The organism is Streptomyces sp. NPDC087215, from assembly GCF_044744885.1.
GTDB lineage: Bacteria > Actinomycetota > Actinomycetes > Streptomycetales > Streptomycetaceae > Streptomyces.
In genome coordinates this window covers 142,795-162,468 of sequence record NZ_JBIUZD010000002.1, presented here as the reverse complement: position 1 = coordinate 162,468, position 19,674 = coordinate 142,795, and the positions used below count along the sequence as shown (strand labels likewise).

Genomic DNA, 19,674 nt, shown 5'->3' with positions numbered 1-19,674 from the left:
GGTCCGCGGCCTTGCCCGGTGACGTCCGGAGGGGCCGGAAGGGGCGGGCGGGCCGGGCTCAGGCGGTCATCGGGCGCTGGACGCGGATCGACTGGAGCAGTCCGATGGCCACCCATACGGCGAACATGGAGGAGCCGCCGTAGGAGACGAACGGCAGCGGGAGCCCCGCGACCGGCATGATGCCGAGGGTCATGCCGATGTTCTCGAAGGACTGGAAGGCGAACCAGGCGATGATGCCGGCGGCGACGACCGTGCCGTACAGCTCGGTGGTCTCGCGGGCGATGCGGCAGGCGCGCCAGAGGATGACCCCGAGGAGGACGAGGATGAGGCCCGCTCCGACGAAGCCGAGTTCCTCTCCCGCGACGGTGAAGACGAAGTCGGTCTGCTGTTCGGGGACGAACTGGCCGGTGGTCTGGGAGCCCTTGAAGAGTCCGGCGCCGAGGAGGCCGCCGGAGCCGATGGCGATGCGGGCCTGGTTGGTGTTGTAGCCGACGCCGGAGGGGTCGAGGTCGGGGTTGGCGAAGGCGGCGAAGCGGTTGATCTGGTACTCGTCGAGCATTCCGAGGGCGGTGACGAGGACCGCGCCGAGGACGCCCGCGCCGATCAGGCCGAGGACCCAGCGGTTGGAGGCGCCGGAGGCGAGCAGCACACCGAGCACGATGACGATCATGACCATGACCGAGCCGAGGTCGGGCATCAGCATGACGATGCCCATGGGGAGCGCGGCGAGGGTGAGGGCCTTGGCGACGGTGCGGTGGTCGGGGTGGAGCTGGTCCCCCGCGTCGACCTTGGAGGCGAGCAGCATCGCCATGATCAGGATGATCGTGATCTTGACGAACTCGCTGGGCTGGAGGGAGAAGCCGCCGCCGACGACGATCCACGCGTGGGCGCCGTTGATGGTGGCGCCGAGCGGGGTCAGGACGGCGAGGATCAGCACGATCGAGAGTCCGTAGAGGACGGGGACGGCGCCGCGCAGGGTGCGGTGGCCGAGCCAGACCGTGCCGATCATCAGGGCGACGCCGATGCCGGTGTTGAGCAGGTGCCGGAAGAGGAAGTAGTACGGGTCGCCGTTGTTGAGCTCGGTGCGGCCCCGGGTGGCGGACCAGACGAGGAGCGCGCCGATCCCGGAGAGCGCGAGCGCGGAGAGCAGTATCGGCCAGTCGAGGCGGCGGACCACCGAGTCGCGGGCGGCCAGTTTCGCGAGCGTGCCGCGCTCGGGGGCGTACCGGGAGACGGAGAAGCCGTGGGGTGCGCTCATGGGGTCAGTCCCTCCGCCAGGCGGCGGGCGGGCCCGCGAGTTCCTGCTGGTCCCGCTGGCCGGGCTGGGTGGGGTCGGGCTTCGTGGGGTCGGGCTGGGCGGGGTCGGCCGGGGGCTGGGCGCCGTCCGGCGTCCCGAGGAGCGCGTTCGGGTCGACCTTCTGGGCCTCGGGGTCGTACGGCGCGATCTTCGGGGCGTCGATGGAGCCGTCCGCCTCGATCTTGGGGAGGCTCTTCTGCGGCTGCGGCAGCAGGGCCCGCTTGAGGTCCTGCTTGCCCGCGTCGTCGAGTCCGTAGAGCGCGTCGTAGATGTTGCGCACGGCGGGTCCCGAGGCGCCGGAGCCGGTGCCGCCCTGGGAGATCGTCATCACGATCGAGTAGTCCCCGGTGTACGTGGCGAACCAGGAGGTCGTCTGCTTGCCGTAGACCTCGGCGGTGCCCGTCTTGGCGTGCATCGGGATCTTGTCCTGCGGCCAGCCGCCGAATCGCCAGGCGGCGGTGCCACGGGTCGCGACTCCCGCGAGGGCCTGCTCTATCAATCCCTGCGTCTTGGCGTTCATGGGGAGCTTGCCGTGCGACTTGGGCTCGATCTCGGTGATCCGCTTGCCGTCGGGGCTGATGACCGCCTTGCCGACGGTGGGGTTCCAGAGGGTGCCGCCGTTGGCGATGGCGGCGTAGATGGTGGCCATCTGGATGGGGGTGACGAGGGTGTCGCCCTGGCCGATGGAGTAGTTGACGGAGTCACCGGCGCGCATGAGGTTGCCTTCGAGGCAGTTCTCGTACGAGAGCTGCTCGACGTACGTGCCGCCGCGCTTGCCGATCTTGCACCAGTAGTCCTTGTTGGCCGCCCAGAAGTCCTGCTTCCACTTGCGGTCGGGGACCCGTCCGGTGACCTCGTTGGGGAGGTCGATGCCGGTCTCGGCGCCGAGGCCGAACTGGTGGGCCGTCCGGTAGAACCAGTCCTTGGCGTCCTTCTTCGGCTTCATGCCGCCGTCCTTCTGCCACTGCTGGTGGGAGAGGGCGTAGTAGACGGTGTCGCAGGAGACTTCGAGGGCCTGGCCGAGGGTGATGCTGCCGTGGCCCTGGGACTCGAAGTTCTTGAAGACCTGGTTGCCGATGGAGTACGAGGACGGGCAGGGGTAGCGCCCGTTGAAGTCGTAGCCCGCGTTGACGGCGGCGGTGGTCGGGATGACCTTGAAGATCGAGCCGGGGGCGGCCTGGCCCTGGATGGCCCGGTTGAGGAGCGGGAGGTTGGAGTCCTTGCCGGTGAGGGCCGCGTAGTCCTTGGCGGAGATGCCGCCGACCCAGGCGTTGGGGTCGTAGTCGGGCAGCGAGGCCATGGCGACGATCCGGCCGGTCTTCGTCTCCATGACGACGACGGCGCCCGTGTCGGCCTTGTAGTTCTCGCTGGTGTTCTTGTCGTAGACCTTGCGGGCCTCGACCATCGCGTTGTTCAGCTCCCACTCGGCGACCGCCTGCACGCGGGCGTCGATGGAGGTGACGACGTTGGAGCCGGGGACGGCGGGGTCGCTCTTGGCCCGGCCGATGACCCGGCCGAGGTTGTCGACCTCGTAGCGGGTGACGCCCGCCTTGCCGCGCAGCTGCTTGTCGTAGGTGCGCTCGAGGCCCGAGCGGCCGACCTGGTCGGAGCGGAGGAACGGCGAGTCGGTGTCCTTGGCCTTCTCGATCTCCGCGTCGGTGACGGGTGAGAGGTAGCCGAGGACCTGGGAGGTGCGGGACTTGCCGGGGGCCGGGTAGCGGCGTACGGCGGTGGGCTCGGCGGTGATGCCGGGGAAGTCCTCGGCGCGTTCCCGGATCTGGAGGGCCTGCTGGGTGGTGGCCTCGTCGGTGACCGGGATCGGCTGGTAGGGCGAACCGTTCCAGCAGGGCTTGGGGGTCTGGGAGTCGCAGAGCCGGATCTTGTTGATGACCTCGTCGGGCTTCATGTCGAGGACGTCGGCGAGCCGGGTGAGGACGGCCTTGCCCCGGTCCTTCATCTTCATCAGCTCGGTGCGGGACGCGGAGACCACGAGCCGGGTCTCGTTGTCGGCGAGCGGGACGCCCCGGGCGTCGAGGACGGAGCCGCGCACGGCGGGCTGCACGACCTGCTGGACGTGGTTGTTCTTCGCCTCGTCCGTGTACTCCTTGCCGTTGCGGATCTGGAGGTACCAGAGCCGGCCCCCCAGGGTCAGCAGCAGCGAGAAGACGAGGATCTGGATGACGACGAGCCGGATCTGGACCCGGGGGGTCCGCCCTGTCTCGGGGATGTTGCTCATACCGCCGGTGCCCCCTCGGTCACAGTCGCTTGACTCCCTTGATGCGTCCGGCCCGTGAGGCGCGGCCCCGGGCGGCCTTCACGCGCAGGCCGCCGCGCTGGTTGCCGATCCTCAGGCCGGTGCCGGAGGAGAGCCAGCCGGAGGCGACGTCGGCGCCGTTGCCGCCGCCCGCGTCGGCGAGCGGGTCGTTCTCCGCGCGGCGGGCCAGCGCCATGATGAGCGGCACCGTGAAGGGCGCGAGGAGCAGGTCGTACACGGCCGCGGTGAAGAGCAGGAACCCCAGGCCGACATGGCGGGCCGCAGTGTCGCCGACGAGGGCGCCGACGCCCGCGTACAGCAGGGTGGAGCCGACGGCCGCCGCGACGACGACGGCCATCGGGCCGGTCGCGGAGGTCAGTCTGCCGTTCTCGGGCCGGGCGAGGCCCACGAGGTAGCCGACGACGCAGAGCACGAGGGCGTACCGTCCGGCGGCGTGGTCGGCGGGCGGGGCGAGGTCGGCGAGGAGGCCCGCGGCGAAGCCGATGAGGGAGCCGCTGACGGGTCCGTACACCAGGGCGAGGCCGACGACGGTCAGCAGCACCAGGTCGGGGACGGCGCCGGGGAGCTGGAGCCGGGCCAGGACGGAGACCTGGACGACCATGGCCACCACGATCAGGGTGGCGGAGAGGAGGATGCGGTTGAACTTCACGGTGTCGCGTCCCCCTGGTCCTGCGGCGCCTGCTGGTTCTGGTTCCGGGGTGCCTGCGGGTTCTGGTTCTGACTCGGGTTCTGGTTCTGGGGTGCCTGCGGGTTCCGGCCGGGCTGGAGGCCCTGTGCCTGGTCCTGCGGCTGGGTGTTCAGCTGTCCTTCGGGGTTGCGCTGTCCGTCCGCCGGGGTCGGCGTGACGGTGACCGTGACGGTCGGCGCGGGCTTCGGCTTCTGCGGCAGGACGGCGTCGCGCGGGTCGGAGCGCGGGGCCTGGACGACGACGCCGACGATGTCGAGCTTGGTGAAGCCGACGTACGGGCGGACGTAGACGTTGCGGGTGAGGCCGCCGCCCGCGGGGTCGACGCGGACGACCTCGCCGACCGGGACGCCGGGCACGAAGGGCTTGTCGGCGCGGGAGCCGAAGGTGACGAGCCGGTCCCCGGCCTTCACCTTGGCCTTGCCGTTGAGGAGCTGGACGAGCAGCGGACGGTCGCCCTGGCCGGTGGCGAAGCCGAGTTCGTCGGACTTCTCCATCCGGGTGCCGACCGTGAAGTCGGGGTCGTTGGCGAGGAGGACCGTGGAGGTCGAGGGACCGACGGTGGTGACGCGGCCGACGAGTCCGGAGCCGTTGAGCACGGTCATGTCCCGGGTGATGCCGTCCCGGGCGCCGACGTCGACGGTGACGGTCCAGGAGAAGCCCTGGGCCGCTCCTATGGCGATGACCTGCGCGCCCTTGATGCCGTACTGTCCGGCGCCCGCGGTCTTCAGCATGGAGTCGAGCTCGCGGAGCCGGTTGCGGTTGCGGTCGTCGCTGCCGAGCCGCGCCTTCAGCTCGGCGTTCTCCTTCTCCAGGGCGGAGATCCTGGTGTGCCGTTCACCGGAGTCCCGTACGGCTCCTATGGCGTTGCCGATGGGATCGACGGCGGCCGCCACACCGTTCTCGACGGGCCCGAAGACCGCGGCCGCGGCCTGTCGGGCACCGTCGACGGGTGACTCCTGGCCGCCCCGGATGTCCACCGTGATCAGTGCGAACGCGATGGCGATCAGCAGCACCAGGAGCAGCCGGCTCTCTCGTGTGTCCCTCACGTGCGGCGGCCGTGCCTTTCCTCGTGGTCCGGTTCTTCGGTTGTTCGGCTGTGCGGGTGAAGCGGCGGCGACGGCCCCGCCGCCGTCAGCGGCGCGGCTGGGCGTCCAGGACCTGCTGGAGGGCCTCGAACTCCTCGACGCACTTGCCCGCGCCGAGCGCCACCGAGTCGAGCGGGTCCTCGGCGATGTGGATCGGCATCCCGGTCTCGCGGCGGAGGCGCTCGTCCAGGCCCCGGAGCAGGGCGCCTCCACCGGTGAGAACGATGCCGCGGTCCATGACGTCACCGGAGAGCTCCGGCGGGCACTTGTCGAGGGTGGTCTTCACCGCGTCGACGATCGCGTTGACCGGCTCCTCGATGGCCTTGCGGACCTCGGCGGCGGAGATGACGACGGTCTTCGGGAGGCCGGAGACGAGGTCGCGGCCCCGGATCTCGGTGTGCTCGTCCTTGTCGAGGTCGTACGCCGAACCGATGGTGATCTTGATCTGTTCGGCGGTGCGCTCACCGAGGAGGAGCGAGTACTCCTTCTTGATGTGCTGGATGATCGCGTTGTCCAGCTCGTCGCCCGCGACGCGGATCGACTGGGCCGTCACGATCCCGCCGAGGGAGATGACGGCGACCTCGGTGGTGCCGCCGCCGATGTCCACGACCATGTTGCCGGTGGCCTCGTGGACCGGGAGGCCCGATCCGATGGCCGCCGCCATGGGCTCCTCGATGATGTGCACCTGACGGGCACCGGCCTGCGTGGACGCCTCGATGACGGCGCGGCGCTCGACCCCGGTGATACCGGAGGGCACACAGACGACGACCCGGGGGCGGGCCAGGTAGCGCCGCTTGTGGATCTTGAGGATGAAGTAGCGGAGCATCCGCTCGGTGATCTCGAAGTCGGCGATCACGCCGTCCTTGAGGGGACGTACGGCGACGATGTTGCCGGGGGTCCGGCCGATCATCTTCTTCGCCTCCGCGCCGACCGCGAGGATGCCACCGGTGTTGGTGTTGATGGCGACGACGGAGGGCTCGTTCAGGACGATGCCCCGGCCTCTGACGTACACCAGCGTGTTGGCGGTCCCGAGGTCGACAGCCATGTCACGGCCGATGAACGACATTGAGTTCCCCTTGTTTCCCATGGCTGAGAGTGGTGCGGCGTGGAGTTTTCCATCGTAGTGCCGCCGACGCGGATACCGCGCGGTGGTCCGTCTCTGTACAGGTGACGGAAGGACGCGGCGATCCGTTCCCGGGATATGCGTTCATATGCCTGGGGGCGACCGAATTCCTTCGGTCGCCCCATCAGGGTGCTGCGTTCGGCTGACGCCCGGTCAGCGCGGGCCGGTGCGCGGGCCGTCCGGCACCGGTCGAGCGGCGCCGGTGAGGCAGTGCCAGGAGAACAGTGCCGATAGGGCAGTGCCAGTAGAACAGTGCCGATAGGGCGGTGCCGGTGAGGCGGCGCCGGTCAGACGAGACCGGGGAAGAAGATCTTCAGCTCGCGGAGGGCCGACTCCTCGGAGTCGGAGGCGTGGATCAGGTTCTCGCGGACGATGGTGCCGAAGTCGCCGCGGATCGAGCCGGGGGCGGCGGCGATCGGGTCGGTCGGTCCGGCCAGCTGGCGGACGCCCTCGATGACCCGCTCGCCCTCGACGACGAGCGCGACGACCGGGCCGGAGGCCATGAAGCCCATCAGCGGCTCGTAGAACGGCTTCCCACGGTGCTCGCCGTAGTGCTGCTCCAGGGTCTCCTGGTCCAGCTCGCGCAGCTCAAGGGCCGCCAGGGTCCAGCCGGCCTTGCGCTCGATGCGGCCGATGATCTCGCCGACCAGGCCACGGCGGACGGCGTCGGGCTTGAGCAGGACGAGCGTGCGCTGGCTCACGGGGGGACTCCTTCGGAAAAGCGGTGTGCGGGACCTCCGAGGCTACAGGCCCCGCACCCCCCTCGGTCACGCAGCGTCAGGTCCTGCCGAGGCCCCGGCGGCCTGGTTCGCGGCCCAGCCCGCCTTCACCTCGTCGATCCGCCGCCCGTAGTGGACGGAGGCCCACCACAGTCCGGCGAAGACCGCGCCGAGGAAGAACATCGTCGGGACGAAGAACCCGCTGGCGACCAGGCCGATCTGGAGGGCCCAGCCGAGCTGCACGCCACCGGGCCGGGTGACCATGCCGCACAGCAGCACCGACAGGACCATGGCGACACCGCAGACCCACCAGACGGTGGACATCGCGAGGCTGTCGTCCTTCATCGCCACGAGACCGGCGAAACCGATCACGAAGAACTCGCCGATGAGCGTCGAGGAACAGAGCGTACGCATCGGGCTCAGCCCTTCCGGAGGAGCAGCCGGGCATCGCCGACCGTGAAGATCGAACCGGTCACCAGCACTCCCGCGCCGCCGTACTCGGCGTCCTCCTCGGCCAGGGTGATCGCCGCCTCGATGGCGTCGGGCAGCCTCGGCTCGACGACGACCCGGTCCTCGCCGAAGACCTCGACCGCGATCGCGGCGAGCGCGTCCACGTCGGTGGCGCGGGGGTTGGAGTTCGCCGTGATCACGACCTCCGCGAAGATCGGCTCGAAGGCCTCCAGGAGGCCCCGGGCGTCCTTGTCTCCGCTCGTGGAGACCACGCCGATGAGCCGGGAGAAGCCGAAGGCCTCGCCGATGCCCTCCGCCGTGGCGCGCGCGCCGTGCGGGTTGTGCGCGGCGTCGAGGACCACCGTCGGGGAGGAGCGGACGATCTCCAGGCGGCCGGGCGAGGCCACCCGGGCGAAGGCCTGCCGGACCGTGTCCACGTCCAGGGTCCTGGCGTGCTGGGAGCCGATCCCGAAGAACGCCTCGACGGCGGCGAGCGCCACCACCGCGTTGTGCGCCTGGTAGGCGCCGTGCAGCGGCAGGAACACGTTGTCGTACTCGCCGCCCAGACCGCGCAGGGTGAGGAGCTGCCCGCCGACCGCGACCTCGCGGGAGACGACACCGAACTCCATGCCCTCGCGGGCCACGGTGGCGTCCGCGCCGACGGCCTTCTTCAGCAGCACCTGCGCCGCGTCCACCGGCTGCTGGGCCAGGACGACGGTCGCGTCCTGCTTGATGATCCCGGACTTCTCCCCGGCGATCTCGCCGGTCGTGCCGCCGAGCCGGTCGGTGTGGTCGAGGTCGATCGGGGTGACGACGGCGACGGTCGCGTCGATCACGTTCGTCGCGTCCCAGGTGCCGCCCATGCCGACCTCGACGACGGCCACGTCGACCGGGGCGTCGGCGAAGGCCGCGTACGCCATCCCGGTGAGGACCTCGAAGAAGGAGAGCCGGTACTCCTCGCGGGAGTCGACCAGTTCCACGTACGGCTTGACGTCCTGGTACGTCTCGATGAACCGCTGGGCGGAGATCGGGGCGCCGTCCAGGCTGATCCGCTCGGTGATCGTCTGCACGTGCGGCGAGGTGTACCGCCCCGTGCGCAGCTCGAAGGCGCCGAGCAGCGCCTCGATCATGCGGGCCGTGGACGTCTTGCCGTTGGTGCCGGTGATGTGGATCGAGGGGTACGCGCGCTGCGGCTCGCCGAGGACGTCCATCAGGGCCGCGATCCGGGTGACGGAGGGCTCCAGCTTGGTCTCGCCCCAGCGGGTGGACAGCTCGGTCTCCACCTCGCGCAGGGCCTTGTCCAGCTCCGGGTCCTCGGGGCGGCCGGGCACGGGGTCTCCGACCGGCGGCCCGGCCTGGGTGCGCAGGGTGCGGCTACCGGCCTCGATCACCGCCAGATCGGGATCACGGGTGGTTTCGTCGTCGACGATGGCGTCGAAGGCGTCGGGCGTGTCGGACGGGTCGCGGGGCTCACTCACGGGCCCAGTCTACGGAGCGGCCACGACACCACGACCGACAGGACCATGGACCCGGTCGTTTCGGGACCTTCGGCCCGCCGTCCGTCCCACCCGCCGGGCAAAATTGGCGATCATGGACATAGGGATCGACCTCGGCACGGCCAACACGCTCCTCTACGCGCGCGGGCGGGGCATCGTGCTCAACGAGCCGTCCGTGGTGGCGATGCAGGAGGGTTCCCGGCACGCGCTCGCGGTCGGCACGGAGGCGAAGGAGACCATCGGCAGGACCCCGGGCTCGATCACCGCGGTCCGTCCGCTGCGGGACGGGGTGATCAGCGACTACGAGGCCGCCGAGGAGATGATCCGGTACTTCGTGCGCAAGGCCCTCCCCGGGCGCAGGCGGCCGCGCACCCGGATGGTGGTGTGCGTGCCGAGCGGGGTGACCCAGGTCGAGCGGCGGGCCATCGTGCACGCCTCGCTCTCGGCGGGCGCCCGCGCGGTCCATCTCGTCGAGGAGCCGATGGCGGCGGCGATCGGCGCGGGTCTTCCGGTCTCCGACCCGCGCGGCTCGATGGTCGTCGACATCGGCGGCGGTACGACGGAGGTGGCGGTGATCTCGCTCGGCGGGATCGTCACCGCCCAGTCCCTCCGGGTGGGCGGCGACCGGCTGGACGCGGCGGTCACCGACTACGTCCGCAAGGCGCACTCGCTGCTGATCGGCGAGCGGACCGCCGAGGACGTGAAGGTGGCGATCGGCAGCGCCTGGCCGGTGCCGGGCGACGAGGAGCGCGAGCGCCGTACGTTCACCGTGCGGGGCCGGGAGAAGGTCAGCGGGCTGCCCCGGACGGTGGAACTGACGGTGCCGGAGGTGCGGGAGGCGCTCGACGAGCCGGTGGAGGCGATCATCGCCGCCGTCCGGGTGACGCTGGAGGAGTGCCCGCCCGAGCTGTCCGGGGACGTCATGGAGTACGGGATCGTGCTCACCGGCGGCGGGGCGCTGCTGCCGGGCCTCGACCTGCGGATGGCCTCGGCGACCGGCATCCCGGTCTTCGTCGCGGACGACCCGCTGGACTGCGTGGCCCTGGGCTCGGGCCGCTGCGTGGAGGACTTCGACGCGCTCCAGCGGGTCCTGGGGAAGGCGGAGACGGTGAGGTGAGAGCCCAGGCCGGGGTCCGTGCCCGCCCGGGTCGGAGGTGTGGAGGCCGCGCCCCGGTCGGAGACGTACGGGCCGCGCCCGGGTCGGTGACGTACGGGCCGCGCCCCGGTCGGAGACGTACGGATCCCGCCCGGGTCCGAGGCGTCCAGGCCCGAGGGCCCCGGCGGCCCCTCCGGAGCGGGCCCCGGCGGGTCCGCGCCTCAGGCCCGGCGGGTCCGCGCCTCAGGAGCAGTCCTTCAGTCGTCCAGGCCCGTCGGGAGCAGCGCCGTCACCGTGTAGGTGCCGTCCACAGGACGCGCGTGCAGGGTGCCGCCCATGCTCGTGACCCGTTCCTCCATGGAGAACAGGCCGGTGCCGGTCGAGACGGGCGCCCGGTCCGGCGGCGTCTTCGGGAGCGGGTTGCGGACCTCGGTGCGCAGATCGCGGCCCTCGACGGTGATCGTGACCGTCACCGGCAGCCCCGGCGCGTGCTTGGCCGCGTTCGTCAGGCACTCCTGGACGACCCGGTGCACGGCCGCCTGCCGCAGCGGCGACAGCGCCTTCGCCGCCGCCTCGACGGCCAGCTCCACGGGGCTGCCCATCCGTTCGCTCTCCGCGGCGAGCACGGTCAGTCCTTCGAGACCCGGGGTGGCCACGTCCCGGTCGGCGCGGCGCACGAGCGTCTCGTTGAGCATGAGGTGGGCGCGCCGCGCGGTGTCCGCCAGTTCCTCGAAGTCCTTCTGGTGCGCGTCCCCCCTGGCCCGTACGGCGAGCACCTCGGCCCGTACCGCGAGCACGGTCAGCTCACGTCCGACCAGGTCGTGGACGTCCCGGCCGACCGAGATCCGCTCCTCCTGGACGGCCTGCCGGGCGGCGGCCTCCCGGCGCTGCGCCTCCAGGGCGCGGACGAGGTCGTGGCGGTACGCGGCGACGCCGACACCCGCCGCGAGGACGCCGATCGGGACGACCAGGCTCAGGAAGTCGCTCAGGGTGTCGCCGTGCCGGGCGGGCCAGCCGGGCGTCTGGAAGAGGCCGTAGGCGACGGCGACGTACAGCAGGGTCGCGGCGACGGCGGCGCGGCGCCCCCGGTACCGCCCGAGCGCGTACAGGGCGAACTGGATCATGGTCAGTTCGTGCAGCCAGCCCATCAGGCCGAGCGCCACCGCGTAGGGGACCCACGGCAGCCGCCGCCGGAGCACGAGCGCCGACGCCCCGGCCGCCAGGGCGAGGGTCGCGGTGACACCGCTGAGGGAGTTGTCCGCGCGGGCGAGCCCCGGCACGTCCAGCACCATCAGACCGAAGGCGCTGAGCGCGGCGATCACGTCGAGCGCGCGGGGTGACACCGCCCACCGGTCCACGCGACGACGGAGCGCGGGGAGGGCGGGGAGGCGGAACATGCCCTCCATCATCCAGGGTCTTTCGTCCCGATGAGGTGGACCTGAAGTCCCGTCTGCTGTGACATCGGGCACTTCGTCCTTTTTGCTGTTTGACTCGGAGACGTGCACGAAGCCTCACCGGAGCAGTCGTCCCTCACCGCCGCGCTCCTCGACGCCCTCCCCCAGGCGGCCCTCCTCCTCGACCGGGAGCTGCGGGTGGTCCAGGTCAACCACCGCTTCGCCGCCCTCCTGCGGCTGCCCGCCGGGGTCGACCTCTCCCCCGGCACCCCCCGGGACCGGGTCGTCGGCCATCTCGCCGGACTGCTGGACCGGCCGGAGGAGCGGCGCAGGCTCCTGGAGGAGAGCGAGACCCACGGCCCCGTCACCCGCACCACCGACTACCACCTGCGGGACGGCCGGACGCTGCGCCGCCGCCGCTCCCCCGTCGCCGACGGGAACCTCCTCCACGGGCACCTGTGGCTGGTCGAGGACGTGACGCGGCAGAGCGAGGCCGAGGAGAACCTGTACGAGCAGGTGCGGAAGCTGGCGGCGCTCGCCGACGAGCGGGCCGCGTTCGCCGGGCGGGCCCTGCACGAGCTGCGCACCCCGCTCGCCACCGTGCTGAGCTTCGCCGAGCTCCTCCTCGATCCGGTGGGCGGCCCGCTCAGCCAGGAGCAGACCGCGTTCGTCGACGCCATCCGGCGCGGTGCCCAGCGGATGCGGTCGGTGGCCGAACAGCTGCCGAGGACGGCCTCCGGGGGGCCCGCCCCCGAGCCCCGGCTCGGCCCGGTCCTGGTCCACGAGCTGATCGAGCGGGTGGTCCTCGAAGCGCTCCAGCGGGCCGAGGGCGGCGGCCCCTACATCACGGCCGAGTGCCCGGTCGCCGGACCGCCGCTGATCGCCGACGGGGGACTGCTCACCGGCGCCCTCGAAGAACTGCTGGGCAACGCGCTGCGCTTCACCCCGGACGAGGGGCGTGTGGAGGTCGTCGGCAGACCGGCCGCCGACCACTGGACGATCGAGATCAGCGACGACGGGATCGGGGTCCCGCTGGAGTACCACGAGGAGATCTTCACGCCGTTCGTACGGGCCCCCAACGCCCGGCGCGGCGGCTACCCGGGCACCGGGCTCGGGCTCGCGGGCGCCCTCGACACCGTCCGGCTGCACGGCGGGACGATCACCGTCCGGAACCACGAGGACCGGCCGGGCGCGGTGTTCACCGTACGGCTGCCCCTCTCCCGCCCATGACCAGGCTCCTGATCGTCGAGGACGACCCCGATCTGGCGCTGGCGCTGCGGGTGGTGCTCGCCCGGCGCGGTTACGAGGTGTCCGTCGCGGGCGACGGCCGCGAGGGCCTGCGGCTGCTCTTCGCCGAGCGTCCCTCCCTGATGGTCCTCGATCTGCTGCTGCCCGCCCTGGACGGCTGGGAGGTGCTGGACCGGACCCGGGACATGAGCGACCTGCCGGTCCTGGTCCTCTCCGGCCTGGGGGAGGTGGACGACCGGGTGCGGGCGCTGCGGTCGGGCGCCGACGACTATCTGGTCAAGCCGTTCGCGCACGAGGAGCTGCTGGCCCGGGTGGAGGCGCTGCTGCGCAGGTCGGGGCCCCGGCAGTGGGCGGGCGAGCCGGTGGAGGAGGACATGCGGCTGGTCCCGGAGCGGCGGGCGGCGCTCTGGCAGGGCAGCGAGATCCGGCTGAGCGACATCGAGTACCGGCTGCTCCAGCTCCTGGTCCGCAACCGGGGCCGGGTCGTCACCACCGAGCAGCTCCTCGACCAGGTCTGGGACGACACGACGACGATCGGCCGGGACCGGGTCAAGTTCGCGGTGCTCCGGCTCCGCCGCAAGCTCCGCACGGCGGGCGGGCCGGGCTCCCGCGACCCGCTGGAGGCGGTCCGGGGCCTCGGCTACCGCTACGAGAGCGCCTCCCGTACGACGAAGGCACCCGGCCCGGACGAGTGACGGCCCCGCGCGCCGGGACGGAACCGCGTCCGGTCTCCGGCGCCGCCCGCCCCGGGGCCGCGCCTTGCCGCCGTCGACGCCCGGCGCCCGACTCCCGGCGCCCGGCGTCCGGCGTCCGGCGCGCCCGGTCACCGTCGACTCCTGACTCCCCGGCTCCCGGCTCCCGGCCGCGTCCTGTCGCCTCAACGCCCGACCCCCGACTCCCGACCTCCGACTCCCGGCCGCGTCCTGTCTCCGGCGCCGCCTGACCTCAGGCCCGCGCCCGGCCTCGGTGCGGGCGGCGGTCGGCCACGGCTCGACCCGGGCGGGCCCTGGCCGACCCGCACCCGGCCGACCCGGCCACCGCCCGCCCCGGCATCGCGCCCGCACCGGGCGGCGGCCTCGTCCGTACCCGGTCCCGGCGTCACGCCCGCCGCCCCGGGCCGCGCCCGCACCCGGGCGAGTCCGGCCCGCCCCGCCGCCGCGCGGCCCGCGCGATGTCCGACCGGCCCGCCCGGCCTCCGCCCGACCCGACCGGCCCGCACCCGGCGCCAAGGCCACGCCCCCGGACTCGCCGCCCCGGGGTCCGGGGGCGGCCACCCCTCACCGGCCACCGCCCGCCACCCGCACCCCGCCCCAGGGCAGCCGCCCCGTCCCCGCACATCCCCCCGTCCCGGGACCGGGCCCCCGTGCCCCGGGCCGTAGGGCCCCGGCGTGACCGGAACCACCCCCCCCTTCCGGGGCGGAAGTCCCGGCCCCGGGGGCTGAAGGTCCCGGGCGGGCGTCCCGAACGCCCCGGGGACACCGGGAACAACCGTGTCGCAACCGTGCGCCACCGCAGCGCGCGACCGACACCCGGCAACTTCACAAGCATGAAGACCCTTCCCGCCCGCAGTGTCGCCGTCGTCCTCGGTACCCGTCCCGAACTGGTCAAGCTCGCCGAGCTGATCCGGGTCCTCGGTCCGGCCGCCCGGGTCGTGCACACCGGCCAGCACTACGACGACGCCCTCTCCGGCGACTTCCTCGACGAACTGGGGCTGCCCGAGCCCGAGTACCTGACGGGGGTCGGCGGGCAGCCGCGCGCCGTGCAGGTCGCCGCCGCGCTCTCCGGTCTGGACGAGCGGTTCGCCGCCGATCCGCCGCTCGCGGTCGTCGTCCAGGGCGACACCAACGCCGCGCTCTCCGGCGCCCTCGCCGCCAACGCCCGCGGCCTCCCCCTGGTCCACGTCGAGGCGGGACTGCGCAGCCACGACCGGGCCATGCCCGAGGAGCACAACCGGGTCCTCATCGACCGGCTCGCCGACATCCTCTGCGCCGCGACCCCCGACAACCGCGACCTCCTCCTCGCCGAGGGCATCGCGGACGAGCGGATCGCCGTCACCGGCAACACCGTCGTCGAAGCCGTCCAGGACCACCTCCCGCCGCCCCAGGAGCGCGCCAGGCTGCTCGCGGTCAGCGGCCTCGTCCCCGACGGCTACGTCCTGGCGACCGTCCACCGCCCGGAGAACACCGACGACCCGGCCGCCCTCACCGCCGTCCTGACGGAGCTGGCCGCGCTCGCCCGCGAACTGCCGGTCGTCCTCCCGCTGCACCCCCGCACCCGGGCCCGGGTGGAGGCCGCCGGTCTGGCGCACCTCCTCGGCGGCCTCACCGTGCTGCCCCCGGCCGGATACGGCACCTTCCTGGCGCTGGCCCGGCACGCGGCCCTGATCGTCTCCGACTCCGGCGGCATCCAGGAGGAGACGACCGTCCTCGGCCGTCCCCTCGTCGTCGTCCGCCGCTCCACCGAACGGCCCGAGTCCCTCACCGACTTCGCCGACCTCGTCGAGCCGGGCCCCGGCATCGGCGCGGCGGCCCGCCGCAGGCTCGCCGAGGGCGGCCTCGGCCTGCGCCACCTGGCCACGCTGCCCAGCCCGTACGGCGACGGCACCGCGTCCCACCGGATCGCCGCTCTGCTCCGCGACCTGATCGCCGAACGGGGCGCGGACCGGGCGGTCCCGGCCCCCCGCCACACCCACGCCACCGCGGCCTGAGACCCCCGGAGCACCGCCATGAGCTTCCATCTCGTGCTGTACGTCTTCCCGTTCCTGCTGCTCGCCGGTTTCCTCGTGTACTGGGCCGGTTCGCGCCACGCCCACCACCGGCGCGAACCCTCCCGGCCCGGTGACCCGGCCGCGTTCGACTGGCACTTCTTCGTCCCCTGCCGTGACGAGGAGGCCGTCATCGCCACCACCGTCACCCGGCTGCGCGGCGACTTCCCCGGCAGTCACGTCTGGGTCATCGACGACGCCAGCGACGACCTCACCGCCCCCATCGTCACCGCCCTCGCCGACCAGGACCCGCATGTCCACCTGGTCTCCCGGCACCGCCCCGACGCCCGTACGGGCAAGGGCGCGGCCCTCAACTCCGCCTACATCGCGCTCAACGAGCACCTGAGGACGGACCTCGACCGCTCCCGGGTGATCGTCTGTGTCGTGGACGCCGACGGCCAGTTGTCCTCCGACACCCTCACCCACGTCAGCGGCCCCGACGCCTTCGGCGACCCGGACATGGGCGGGGTGCAGATCGGCGTCCGGATGCGCAACGTCGAGGACGAACGCCCCCTGGAACACGGCGGCCGTGCCGCCAACGCCTACGCCCGCCTCCTGATCCGGATGCAGGACGCCGAGTTCGCCGTCTCCAACACCGGAATGCAGCTGCTGCGCCGCCGCACCGGCTCCGTCGGCCTCGGCGGCAACGGCCAGTTCACCCGCCTCACCGCCCTCGACCGGATCGCCGCCGCCGAACGCCGCCCCTGGCAGCACGACGCCCTCCTGGAGGACTACGAACTCGGCCTCCACATGCGCCTCGCCGGCTACCGGATCACCCACGTCCACGACACCTGGGTCACCCAGGAAGCACTCCCCTACACCCGCCGCTTCCTCACCCAGCGCACCCGCTGGGCCCAGGGCAACATCCAGTGCGTCCGCTACGCCACCCGCATCATCGGCTCCCGCCACTACAAGGCCCGCGGCGTCCTCGAATCCCTCTACACCTTCTTCCAGCCCATCGCCCACCTCGCCACCCTGCTGATCACCCTGATCATGCTGGTGGCGCTGGTGACCGGCGGCGGCGCGGCCGAGGTCCTCCTCACCCTCTGGCCGCTGGCGCTCGCCCTCGCGGTGATCTCCGTCGTCCCCTTCCTGCTCTGGGGTCCGGTCTACCGCCGCGAGTTCGCCCCCGACCGCTCCCGCCTCAAGGGCCTCCTGTGGGGCTTCGCGCTCTGGCTCTACGCGTACCACCTCTTCATCGTCTCCACCCGTGGCTTCGTCCGCCTGCTCCGGGGCAGGACCGGCTGGGCCAAGACGCGCCGCAACGCCGAGACGGCGGGCGTCGGCCCGGTCGCCACGGAGTCCTGAGCGGAGTCCCCCGGAGGTACGGCGAAGGGCCCGGAACCGTCGACCGGTTCCGGGCCCTTCGCCGCACGCGCGCGTCCCTGGGGACCGACTGCTAGCCCTGCGGCAGGTTCGCCAGCTGGTTCTGGATGCGGGCGATGTCCTCGTCCGCCTTGGCCAGCCGGCCCTTGATCTTGTCCACGACGTTGTCGGGCGCCTTCGCCAGGAACGCCTCGTTGCCGAGCTTGGCCTCGGCCTGGGCCTTCTCCTTCTCGGCGGCGGCCAGGTCCTTCGAGAGCCGCTTGCGCTCGGCGGCCACGTCGATCGTGCCCGACAGGTCGAGCGCGACCGTGCAGCCCGAGACCGGCAGGGAGGCGGTGGCCGCGAAGCCCTCGCCCTCGGGCTGGAGGCGCAGCAGCTGGCGGATGGCCGCCTCGTGCGGAGCGATGGCGGTACCGCTCAGGTCGAGCCGGGCGGGGACCTTCTGGCCCGGCTGGAGGCCCTGGTCCGAGCGGAAGCGGCGGACCTCGGTGACGACCTGCTGGACCAGTTCGATCTCCTTCTCCGCGGCTTCGTCGCGGAATCCGGAGTCCTTCGGCCAGTCGGCGATGACGACCGACTCCCGGCCCGTCAGCGTGGTCCACAGGGTGTCCGTGACGAACGGGACGATCGGGTGGAGCAGCCGCAGGGTGACGTCGAGGACCTCGCCCAGGACCCGCGCCGAGACCTTGGCCTGCTCGCCGCCGTCGAAGAACGTCGTCTTCGACAGCTCGACGTACCAGTCGAAGACCTCGTCCCACGCGAAGTGGTAGAGCGCGTCCGCGAGCTTGGCGAACTGGTAGTCGTCGTAGTAGGCGTCCGCCTCGGCGACGACCTTGTTCAGCCGCGAGAGGATCCAGCGGTCGGTCGCCGACATGGCGGTGGCGTCCGGCAGCGGGCCCTCGACCGTCGCGCCGTTCATCATCGCGAAGCGCGTGGCGTTCCAGATCTTGTTGGCGAAGTTCCGGGACGCCTGGACCCAGTCCTCGCCGATCGGGACGTCCACGCCAGGGTTGGCGCCCTTGGCCAGCGTGAAGCGCAGGGCGTCGGAGCCGTACTTGTCCATCCAGTCCAGCGGGTCGACGGTGTTCCCGAACGACTTCGACATCTTCTTGCCGAGCTCGTCACGGACCATGCCGTGGAACGCGATCGTGCGGAACGGCGGCTGGCCGTCCATCGTGTACAGGCCGAACATCATCATCCGGGCGACCCAGAAGAACATCAGGTCGTAGCCGGTGACCAGGACGGAGTTCGGGTAGAACTTCTCCAGGTCCGGCGTCTTCTCCGGCCAGCCGAGCGTGGAGAACGGCCACAGGCCGGAGGAGAACCAGGTGTCGAGGACGTCGGTGTCCTGCGTCCAGCCCTCGCCCGTGGGCGGCTCCTCGTCCGGTCCGACGCAGACCAGTTCGCCGTTCGGGCCGTGCCAGACCGGGATGCGGTGGCCCCACCACAGCTGGCGCGAGATGCACCAGTCGTTGAGGTTGTCGACCCAGTCGAAGTAGCGCTGCGACATGTCGGCCGGGTGGATGTCGACCCGGCCGTCGCGGACCGCGTCACCGGCGGCCTTGGCGAGGGTCTCGACCTTGACCCACCACTGCAGCGACAGACGCGGTTCCAGCGTCGTCTTGCAGCGGGAGCAGTGGCCGACGGAGTGGACGTAGGGGCGCTTCTCGGCGACGATCCGGCCTTCGGCGCGCAGCGCGGCGACGATCGCGGAACGCGCCTCGAAACGGTCCAGACCCTCGAAGGGGCCGTGGACGGTGATCACACCGCGCTCGTCGAGGACCTCGATGGACTCCAGGTCGTGGCGCTGGCCGATGGCGAAGTCGTTCGGGTCGTGCGCCGGGGTCACCTTGACGGCGCCGGTGCCGAACTCCGGATCGACATGGGTGTCGGCGACGACCGGGATCGTGCGGTCGGTCAGCGGCAGCTTGATCCGCTTGCCGATCAGACGGGCGTAGCGCTCGTCGTCGGGGTGGACGGCGACGGCGGTGTCGCCGAGCATCGTCTCCGCGCGGGTCGTGGCGACGACGATGGTGTCCTCGCCCTCGCCGTACTTCATCGAGACGAGCTCGCCGTCGTCGTCCTGGTAGTCGACCTCGATGTCGGAGATGGCGGTCAGACAGCGCGGGCACCAGTTGATGATGCGCTCGGCGCGGTAGATCAGACCGTCGTCGAACATCTTCTTGAAGACGGTCTGGACGGCCCGGGACAGCCCCTCGTCCATGGTGAAGCGGTCCCGGCTCCACGCCAGGCCCTCACCGAGACGCCGCATCTGGCCGGCGATCTGCCCGCCGGACTCGGCCTTCCACTCCCAGACGCGCTCGACGAAGGCCTCGCGGCCCAGGTCGTGGCGGGACTTGCCCTCCTTGGCGAGCTCGCGCTCGACGACGTTCTGGGTGGCGATGCCCGCGTGGTCCATGCCGGGCTGCCACAGCGTCTCGAAGCCCTGCATCCGCTTGCGGCGGGTGAGGGCGTCGATCAGCGTGTGCTCGAAGGCGTGGCCCAGGTGGAGCGAGCCGGTGACGTTCGGCGGCGGGATGACGATGGTGTACGCGGGCTTCTCGCTCTTCGCGTCCGCCTCGAAGTACCCGCGCTCCACCCAGCGCTCGTACAGCGGCCCCTCTACCTCGGCCGGCGCGTACTGGGTCGGCAGTTCGGTGGTGGGCGCTGTCTGCTGCTGAGGGTTCTCGGTCACGGGGCCAGTTTAGGGGTG

General features: G+C 72.1%; 15 protein-coding genes. 5 read left to right on the top strand and 10 right to left on the bottom strand.

The window, feature by feature from the left end; genetic code table 11:
• Positions 1-58: 58 nt before the first annotated feature.
• From rodA to ACIO92_RS05345, 8 genes are all read right to left on the bottom strand, one after another.
• Positions 59-1,258, bottom strand: a complete 1,200-nt coding sequence (rodA, locus tag ACIO92_RS05380; protein WP_366440570.1) for a rod shape-determining protein RodA — start codon at positions 1,256-1,258, stop codon at positions 59-61.
• 4 nt (positions 1,259-1,262) lie between these two features.
• On the bottom strand, positions 1,263-3,533 hold the full coding sequence (gene mrdA / locus ACIO92_RS05375) for a penicillin-binding protein 2 (RefSeq protein ID WP_366440571.1): 2,271 nt from the start codon (positions 3,531-3,533) through the stop codon (positions 1,263-1,265).
• 19 nt (positions 3,534-3,552) lie between these two features.
• Positions 3,553-4,221 (bottom strand): rod shape-determining protein MreD, encoded by a 669-nt coding sequence (gene mreD, locus ACIO92_RS05370; protein ID WP_366440572.1) that lies wholly within the window; start codon positions 4,219-4,221, stop codon positions 3,553-3,555.
• Positions 4,218-5,306, bottom strand: a complete 1,089-nt coding sequence (gene mreC / locus ACIO92_RS05365) for a rod shape-determining protein MreC (RefSeq protein WP_402282318.1) — start codon at positions 5,304-5,306, stop codon at positions 4,218-4,220. The genes mreD and mreC overlap by 4 nt, the downstream gene beginning before the upstream one ends.
• 85 nt (positions 5,307-5,391) lie before the next feature.
• Positions 5,392-6,411 (bottom strand): rod shape-determining protein, encoded by a 1,020-nt coding sequence (locus ACIO92_RS05360; protein WP_125753625.1) that lies wholly within the window; start codon positions 6,409-6,411, stop codon positions 5,392-5,394.
• A gap of 344 nt (positions 6,412-6,755) precedes the next feature.
• Positions 6,756-7,169 (bottom strand): nucleoside-diphosphate kinase, encoded by a 414-nt coding sequence (gene ndk, locus ACIO92_RS05355; RefSeq protein WP_351792789.1) that lies wholly within the window; start codon positions 7,167-7,169, stop codon positions 6,756-6,758.
• A 66-nt stretch (positions 7,170-7,235) separates the two neighbouring features.
• Entirely contained in the window at positions 7,236-7,601 is a 366-nt protein-coding gene (locus tag ACIO92_RS05350; RefSeq protein WP_351792787.1) for a DUF4233 domain-containing protein, read from the bottom strand.
• Positions 7,602-7,606: 5 nt separating this feature from the next.
• Entirely contained in the window at positions 7,607-9,115 is a 1,509-nt protein-coding gene (locus tag ACIO92_RS05345) for a folylpolyglutamate synthase/dihydrofolate synthase family protein (protein ID WP_366440574.1), read from the bottom strand.
• Between the two features lie 112 nt (positions 9,116-9,227).
• On the opposite strand from ACIO92_RS05345, the gene ACIO92_RS05340 reads away from it, so the two are divergent.
• Positions 9,228-10,250: a rod shape-determining protein gene (locus ACIO92_RS05340; RefSeq protein ID WP_366440575.1), complete on the top strand. Its 1,023-nt coding sequence runs from the start codon at positions 9,228-9,230 to the stop codon at positions 10,248-10,250.
• Positions 10,251-10,486: 236 nt separating this feature from the next.
• On the opposite strand, the gene ACIO92_RS05335 is transcribed toward ACIO92_RS05340, so the two are convergent.
• Positions 10,487-11,626 carry a sensor histidine kinase gene (locus tag ACIO92_RS05335; RefSeq protein WP_401237971.1) on the bottom strand — a complete coding sequence of 380 codons (1,140 nt, stop codon included), beginning with the start codon at positions 11,624-11,626 and terminating at the stop codon, positions 10,487-10,489.
• A gap of 102 nt (positions 11,627-11,728) precedes the next feature.
• Between ACIO92_RS05335 and ACIO92_RS05330 the strand changes: the two genes are divergently transcribed.
• The 4 genes from ACIO92_RS05330 (at position 11,729) to ACIO92_RS05315 (ending at position 16,943) form a co-directional block, all read left to right on the top strand.
• Positions 11,729-12,853: an ATP-binding protein gene (locus ACIO92_RS05330; protein WP_366440577.1), complete on the top strand. Its 1,125-nt coding sequence runs from the start codon at positions 11,729-11,731 to the stop codon at positions 12,851-12,853.
• Positions 12,850-13,566, top strand: coding sequence for a response regulator transcription factor (locus ACIO92_RS05325; RefSeq protein ID WP_366440578.1), 717 nt, complete (start codon positions 12,850-12,852; stop codon positions 13,564-13,566). Before ACIO92_RS05330 ends, ACIO92_RS05325 begins: the two co-directional genes overlap by 4 nt.
• 851 nt (positions 13,567-14,417) lie before the next feature.
• A complete protein-coding gene (gene wecB, locus ACIO92_RS05320) occupies positions 14,418-15,578 on the top strand; it encodes a non-hydrolyzing UDP-N-acetylglucosamine 2-epimerase (protein ID WP_401237967.1) in 1,161 nt (386 codons plus the stop codon).
• Positions 15,579-15,596: 18 nt separating this feature from the next.
• Positions 15,597-16,943: a glycosyltransferase family 2 protein gene (locus tag ACIO92_RS05315; protein ID WP_402282313.1), complete on the top strand. Its 1,347-nt coding sequence runs from the start codon at positions 15,597-15,599 to the stop codon at positions 16,941-16,943.
• 91 nt (positions 16,944-17,034) lie between these two features.
• On the opposite strand, the gene ACIO92_RS05310 is transcribed toward ACIO92_RS05315, so the two are convergent.
• Positions 17,035-19,656, bottom strand: coding sequence for a valine--tRNA ligase (locus ACIO92_RS05310; protein ID WP_366440581.1), 2,622 nt, complete (start codon positions 19,654-19,656; stop codon positions 17,035-17,037).
• Positions 19,657-19,674 lie beyond the last annotated feature (18 nt).